The sequence below is a fragment of the Nocardia sp. NPDC102475 genome (assembly GCF_055584605.1).
In genome coordinates this window covers 1-2,629 of the sequence record NZ_JBVJLS010000063.1, presented here as the reverse complement: position 1 = coordinate 2,629, position 2,629 = coordinate 1, and the positions used below count along the sequence as shown (strand labels likewise).

Below are 2,629 nucleotides of genomic sequence, written 5' to 3'. Positions count from 1 at the left end.
GATCCCGGGGTCGCCGAGAAGCCCGCGGGCACGCCATGGTCGCGAACGCCGGGGGCGGCTTTCCCTTCGATTCAGTCGGGCACCCCCTGGTCGAGTGCTCGTACCGGTGCTCGCCCACCGGGACAGGTCTTCGCGCCGCCCCCGACCGGCGTCGGCCCGGCGCAGCCCAGCGATCGGAAACGAGAGGACAAGCGACGTAAGAAGAAGCGCGATTCGACCGCGGCGGAGCTCGTCCGTGCGCCGACCGATGCGGCGGCGCTGGCCGCGGCGCATGAGCTCGCCGATCGGCACGAACTGCGGATCGTCGGCTTCGACACCTCGGGTATCGGAGCGGAGATGGTGACCCAACTGGCCGCGGCCATCGATGACATTCTCGGCAAATTCCCGTTCGTCGACCTCGACGGGATCGAGATCACCGAACTCGAAGGCCGGATCTCCCAGGTGACCCGGGCTCGAAGCGACGACGAGCCGGAATCGGCGAGCACCGGGTCGTGGATCCAGCTCGATCGCGCGCTCGTCGCGAATCCCGCTCAGTTCAGCGAAAAGGTGTACGCCGCAATACAATCCGGGAACTCTGTAGCCGGATCACAGGAGCGACCGATGTATTCGACGATCGTCGGCGACCTCGGCCGGATCATGGCGGATCAGGCGGGTCAGCCCATCCGGCGGCTGGCGCAGCGCTCCCTGATCACCGAATATCAGCGGGTCAACGGCCCATGGGGCGCCGGGGATACCCTGGCCCGCATCGTGGGCGGTTACCGGCGGTGGCGAGACCAGTTGGGCGGCAACAGCATCCTCGACGGCCGGTTCCAGCCGCACGCGGCGTTGGTTGCGGCATTCGCCGAGGTGGAGTTGCGCGGCGAGGACGCGTGTGGTCCCGCGCGGGTGCTGTATCGGTTGCTGGTGGAGGGGGCAAGAGGGCGGTCGGCGCCCCGGTGAGTGTCACTATCCCACCCGACTTCCCGGACTGGCTGACGCGCTGGGTGATCGGCCACTTCCCCGTCGGAAAACCCAACGACATCCGCGACGCCGCCGAGGCATGGGCGCGCTCGGCCGAACGCCTCAAAGTCACACTGGGGCACCTCGAACGCCTCGCACGCGAGGTGCCCGCGGCGATCCAGGGCGAGACCGGCGAGGCGATCCAGAAACAGCTGAAAACCGAGATCGCCAACACGCGCAATCAAATCGAATTCGCCGACGGCATGGCCGGCCTGCTCTACGACTCGGCCAACTCGATCGAACTCGAGCAGTACATCGTCATCGGTATCGGGGCCGTCCTCCTCGCCAACCTGCTCATCGACACCGCCGTACCGATGAAGGCCGCCAGCGACCGCATCGCCGCCGATGTCGCCGCCACCGCCGCCCGCCGCGACACCCTCGGCTTCCTATTCCAACGCGCCGCCGCCTTCGCGGGGCGATACCCCCACATGGCGCTCGCCATTCGGGCGACCATCATGGGCGCGGTCTCCATGGGCGGCGTCGTCGCCGGTGCCGAATACGTCCAAATCCTCCAGGGCCGCGGCAAGCCCGGTCGCCGTACCAGCATGGATTGGAGCCAAGTCTGGGTGGCGGCGACCGCCGGCGGCGCCGGTGGCCTACTCGGCTCACTGGCTACCCGCGCTGCACTGTCCGCGTTCACCCGCGTCGCGGCCAACGCCGCGACACCGATGGGACGCACAACAGGACGCGTCGTGGCCGTCGTGCTCGCCAGCGCCACCGGTGGAGCCGCGGGCGGGGCCGGCGCCGCGGTGGTCGTAGCCAAGCTCACCGACACCGAACTCACCGGCCGAAAGCTCACCCAGATGATCCTGATGGGTGCCAGCAGTGGCGCCATCGCGGGCATCGGCGCGGCGGTGCGCGTCACCCGCGCCATAAGCACCGCCCGGCCCCCTGAGGGGACCGTCCCCGAGATCGGCGGATCCCGAGGCAGTCGCGACGACAACTGGCGCGACGGCCTCCCGGTCCGATCAGCGCCCGACTGGGCCAGACCACGCGGCAGCGCCGACACGCCTCGGCCACGCGAGGAGACCATCCCTGAGATCGGCGGATCCCGAGACGACAGCTCGCGTGACGGTGTCCCGGTCCGAGAAAACACCGGCGAAGGCCAAGCACCCTGGCAGCCGCCCAAGGAGACCGTCGCCGAGATCAACGAGCTCGGCAAGTCATACGACGAAGCCTTCCGCAAACTCGATGACGGCAACACACCACCGCCTTCGGATCCCAACCAACCGCCACCGGGCACGCCGCAGGCCCCGCCCGCGTCGCCGACACCCCCCAGCGGCACACCCGAACCCAGCCACGGCTGGAGTTCCTGGGATACGGCGCTGCAACAACTCACCGAGGGCAGCTTCGGAGCCGCACCGGCCGATCCCATAGCGGCACCGGGAGGCTCGTCATCGACCAATCTCCCCGGCACCGCTCAATTCCACAGCAGCCGACCCGATACTCCGCAGATGGGTCTAGCCGGAACCATCCTCGCCGCCGAGGGCCAGCCCAGCGCCACGCCGGGATCGGTAATGACGATGAGTGCCAACCCCCACGCCGAGAACAACACCCACTTCGGCACCGCCAAGGACCTCGGCGGCACCGGAGACGGCAATAGGCCCGGCGTCACCGCCGGACCACCTGT

2 protein-coding genes are annotated in these 2,629 nt (G+C 69.1%); both read left to right on the top strand.

The window, feature by feature from the left end; translation table 11 throughout:
- On the top strand, nt 1–939 hold a 939-nt coding region (locus ACZ60G_RS44025), incomplete at its 5' end, for a hypothetical protein (RefSeq protein WP_465818366.1).
- Nucleotides 936–2,629, top strand: a 1,694-nt coding sequence (locus ACZ60G_RS44020) for a WXG100-like domain-containing protein (protein WP_465818364.1), incomplete at its 3' end; no start/stop codon positions are given. The genes ACZ60G_RS44025 and ACZ60G_RS44020, both read left to right, overlap by 4 nt.